At 39.7% G+C, this 5000-nt stretch carries 3 protein-coding genes; all 3 read left to right on the top strand.

Translation table 11 applies throughout. The features are described 5' to 3' along the window. The first annotated feature begins 104 nt into the window (after nt 1–104). Genes cas9 through cas2 form a run of 3 tightly spaced genes read left to right on the top strand, consistent with a single transcriptional unit; the run spans nt 105 to nt 4830 of the window. Nucleotides 105–3566 (top strand): type II CRISPR RNA-guided endonuclease Cas9, encoded by a 3462-nt coding sequence (cas9, locus tag HMPREF9448_RS14050; RefSeq protein ID WP_008863245.1) that lies wholly within the window; start codon nt 105–107, stop codon nt 3564–3566. Further along, nucleotides 3563–4492, top strand: a complete 930-nt coding sequence (gene cas1, locus HMPREF9448_RS14045) for a type II CRISPR-associated endonuclease Cas1 (protein WP_008863244.1) — start codon at nt 3563–3565, stop codon at nt 4490–4492. The genes cas9 and cas1 overlap by 4 nt, the downstream gene beginning before the upstream one ends. A gap of 5 nt (nt 4493–4497) precedes the next feature. Beyond that, nucleotides 4498–4830, top strand: a complete 333-nt coding sequence (gene cas2, locus HMPREF9448_RS14040; RefSeq protein ID WP_008863243.1) for a CRISPR-associated endonuclease Cas2 — start codon at nt 4498–4500, stop codon at nt 4828–4830. The last annotated feature ends 170 nt before the right edge of the window (nt 4831–5000 follow it).

Raw genomic sequence — 5000 nt, 5'->3', positions numbered from 1 at the left:
TGTTGACAAATATACATATAATTTTTTAATACTATTGTATTTTTCGATAAATTTTTTTATATTTACACATTAAATATAATAATACCATAAAATATATAGTAGGCATGAAAAACATCTTAGGATTAGATTTAGGTTTATCGAGTATAGGTTGGTCTGTTATAAGAGAAAATTCAGAAGAACAGGAGTTGGTAGCTATGGGTAGCCGAGTTGTATCGCTTACAGCCGCAGAACTATCTTCTTTTACACAAGGAAATGGGGTGTCTATAAATTCACAGAGGACTCAAAAAAGGACTCAACGTAAAGGATATGACAGATATCAATTGCGTCGCACATTGTTAAGGAATAAGTTGGATACATTAGGAATGTTACCCGATGACTCTTTATCTTATTTGCCTAAACTCCAATTATGGGGATTAAGAGCAAAGGCTGTTACGCAACGAATCGAGTTGAACGAGTTGGGGAGAGTTTTGTTACATTTGAATCAAAAACGTGGATATAAGTCAATAAAAAGTGATTTTTCGGGTGATAAGAAAATAACCGATTATGTAAAAACTGTTAAAACCCGTTATGATGAATTGAAAGAGATGAGATTGACTATTGGGGAATTATTTTTTCGAAGACTGACAGAAAATGCTTTTTTTCGTTGTAAAGAACAAGTATATCCCCGTCAGGCTTATGTCGAGGAGTTTGATTGTATTATGAATTGTCAAAGAAAATTTTATCCCGATATATTGACTGATGAGACAATCAGATGTATTAGAGATGAGATTATATATTACCAACGACCGTTAAAGTCGTGCAAATACTTGGTGTCGCGCTGTGAATTTGAAAAGCGTTTCTATCTGAATGCGGCCGGTAAAAAGACCGAAGCTGGTCCTAAGGTATCACCACGCACTTCTCCATTGTTTCAAGTATGCCGTTTGTGGGAGAGTATCAATAATATTGTAGTCAAGGACCGTCGGAATGAAATTGTTTTTATTTCGGCGGAGCAAAGAGCAGCTTTGTTTGATTTTTTGAATACTCACGAGAAACTCAAAGGTAGCGATCTCTTGAAACTGTTGGGTTTGTCCAAGACATATGGTTACCGGTTGGGTGAGCAGTTTAAGACTGGAATACAGGGGAACAAAACCCGAGTGGAAATCGAACGAGCTTTGGGCAATTATCCTGATAAGAAAAGATTGTTGCAATTTAATCTTCAAGAGGAATCTTCGTCGATGGTCAATACTGAAACGGGTGAGATTATTCCCATGATTAGCCTGTCGTTTGAGCAGGAACCGCTTTATCGGCTGTGGCATGTATTGTATTCGATTGACGATCGGGAGCAGTTACAGTCGGTGTTGCGACAGAAATTCGGAATTGATGATGACGAGGTTTTAGAACGGCTGAGCGCCATCGATTTGGTGAAAGCCGGTTTTGGAAATAAATCGAGCAAGGCTATACGTCGCATATTGCCATTTTTGCAGTTGGGTATGAACTATGCAGAGGCTTGTGAGGCTGCTGGGTATAACCATAGCAATAACTATACAAAGGCTGAAAATGAGGCGCGCGCTTTGCTGGATAGATTACCGGCGATTAAAAAGAACGAGCTTCGGCAACCAGTGGTTGAGAAGATCCTCAATCAAATGGTTAATGTGGTGAATGCGCTTATGGAAAAATATGGACGATTCGATGAGATCCGTGTGGAGTTGGCGCGTGAATTGAAACAAAGTAAAGAAGAACGTTCTAATACATATAAAAGTATAAATAAGAATCAAAGGGAAAATGAGCAAATTGCTAAACGTATAGTTGAATATGGTGTGCCAACTCGATCTCGCATACAGAAATATAAAATGTGGGAGGAATCGAAACACTGTTGTATCTATTGCGGGCAACCGGTAGATGTGGGGGATTTTTTGCGAGGATTTGATGTCGAGGTAGAACATATTATTCCTAAATCATTGTATTTCGACGATAGTTTTGCAAATAAAGTTTGTTCTTGTCGTAGCTGTAATAAAGAGAAAAATAATCGCACTGCATATGATTATATGAAATCAAAAGGCGAAAAAGCTCTGTCCGACTATGTCGAACGAGTTAACACAATGTACACAAATAACCAAATTAGCAAGACCAAGTGGCAAAACTTATTAACCCCAGTCGATAAAATTTCTATCGATTTCATAGATCGACAATTACGAGAGAGTCAGTATATAGCAAGGAAAGCCAAAGAGATTCTGACATCGATTTGTTATAATGTGACGGCTACGAGTGGTTCGGTTACCAGTTTCTTGCGACATGTTTGGGGCTGGGATACCGTATTACACGATCTCAATTTTGACCGATATAAGAAAGTGGGTTTAACCGAGGTAATAGAGGTAAACCATAGGGGCAGTGTCATTAGGAGAGAGCAAATAAAGGATTGGAGTAAGAGATTCGATCATCGCCACCATGCCATTGATGCACTTACGATTGCCTGTACCAAACAGGCGTATATTCAGCGCTTGAATAATTTGAGAGCAGAAGAAGGACCGGATTTCAACAAAATGAGTTTGGAACGTTATATACAGTCACAACCTCATTTCTCAGTTGCACAAGTCCGTGAGGCTGTTGATAGAATATTAGTGTCGTTTAGAGCCGGTAAGCGTGCGGTGACTCCCGGCAAGCGATATATTCGTAAGAACCGAAAACGTATTTCCGTCCAGTCAGTTTTAATTCCACGAGGTGCGTTGAGCGAAGAGAGTGTATATGGCGTAATTCATGTGTGGGAGAAAGATGAGCAAGGTCATGTTATACAAAAGCAGCGTGCTGTAATGAAGTATCCGATAACCTCGATTAATCGGGAAATGTTGGATAAGGAAAAAGTTGTGGACAAGCGTATTCATAGAATCCTTTCCGGTAGGCTTGCTCAATATAATGATAATCCCAAAGAGGCGTTTGCTAAACCTGTATATATAGATAAGGAGTGTCGTATTCCAATTCGCACGGTTCGTTGTTTTGCGAAGCCGGCGATTAATACGTTAGTTCCACTCAAAAAAGATGATAAGGGAAATCCTGTTGCTTGGGTCAATCCGGGGAACAATCATCATGTTGCTATTTATAGAGATGAAGATGGCAAGTATAAGGAACGAACCGTTACATTTTGGGAAGCAGTGGATCGCTGTCGGGTAGGTATACCGGCTATTGTCACTCAACCAGATACTATTTGGGATAATATACTTCAGCGAAACGATATATCTGAAAACGTTTTAGAATCCTTACCTGATGTAAAATGGCAATTTGTTCTTTCATTGCAGCAAAATGAGATGTTTATTTTAGGAATGAATGAGGAAGATTATCGTTATGCTATGGATCAACAAGACTATGCATTGTTGAACAAATATCTTTATCGAGTACAAAAATTAAGTAAGAGTGATTATAGTTTTAGGTATCATACAGAAACTTCTGTCGAAGATAAGTACGATGGAAAGCCCAATTTGAAATTGTCTATGCAGATGGGAAAACTAAAAAGGGTGAGTATAAAGTCGTTATTGGGATTAAATCCTCATAAGGTGCATATCTCAGTTTTGGGTGAAATAAAGGAAATATCATGATCAAACGCACATTATATTTTGGGAATCCCTCGTATCTGAGTTTGCGCAATGCACAGCTAGTACTGCGTCTGCCAGAAGTGTCGAATAACGACACATTACCCGATACTTTCAAAAAAGAGGCGGAGCGGACGATTCCTATCGAAGATATAGGAGTGGTCGTACTCGATCATTCGCAGATAACAATCACACAAGGATTGCTCGAAGCCCTTCTCGAAAATAATTGTGCTATTATCACTTGCGATAAAAGTCGTTTGCCTGTGGGACTCATACTACCCCTTTGTGGGAACACGACACAAAACGAACGGTTCCGAGACCAACTTAATGCTTCGTTACCTTTGAAAAAGCAACTTTGGCAACAGACAGTGCAGCAAAAGATTGCCAATCAAGCTGCAATTTTGGAGAGCCAGGGAATTATAGCCAAAAATATGCGGGCATGGGTGGGCGAAGTCCGTAGTGGAGACATCGATAATATGGAGGCACGGGCTGCCGCCTATTATTGGTCGAGTATATTCCCTCACCTCGATAGTTTTCGCAGAGACAGAGACGGCGATCCTCCCAACAATCTACTCAATTATGGTTATGCCATTCTTCGGGCTGTTGTCGCTCGGTCGCTCGTTATTAGCGGATTGTTACCTACTTTGGGCATACATCATCATAACCGTTATAATGCATATTGTTTGGCCGATGATGTGATGGAGCCTTATCGCCCCTATGTCGATGGCTTGGTCTGTGAAATCATGGAAAGTGGAAAGGACTATTCGATGTTAACGACCGAATTGAAAGCAAAGTTATTGTCTTTACCGGTGGTAGAGGTAGGTATTCAAGGGCGGCGTAGTCCTTTGATGGTCGCTGTCGCCCAAACTACCGCCTCTTTATACAAATGTTTTAACGGGGAGTTACGTAAAATCATCTATCCAGAATTATAATTAATATGGATAGATTCAGCGAATATCGTATTATGTGGGTATTGGTATTTTTCGATTTGCCAACAGAGACGAAACGAGAACGTAAATTGTATGCCGACTTCCGTAAGAAACTGTTGCAAGATGGATTTACTATGTTTCAATTTTCCATTTATGTGCGGCATTGTCCTAGTAGGGAGAATGCCGATGTACATATCCGCCGGGTGAAGCTTTCTTTACCGCCGTTTGGAAAAGTAGGTATTCTCTGTGTTACTGATAAACAATTCGGTATGATGGAAATTTTCTATGGGAAGAAAGAGGTAAAGCCACAGGTTCTACCTCAACAGCTCGAACTCTTTTGAAAAACAAAAAGCCGGTTAAAAAACCGGCTTTTTGATAAAATACAGCTTTAATTTTTGATCCTAATTGATTGTGTAATTGTTTGACTATTAAATTGCTATACAAATTGTGCTGTATTTAATATGTCAAAGATACAAATTTGAAAGCGAATCACAACGAGCCGCACGCAGGG

The organism is Barnesiella intestinihominis YIT 11860 (assembly GCF_000296465.1).
Lineage (GTDB): Bacteria > Bacteroidota > Bacteroidia > Bacteroidales > Barnesiellaceae > Barnesiella > Barnesiella intestinihominis.
This window is presented reverse-complemented; position numbering and strand designations above follow the sequence as displayed.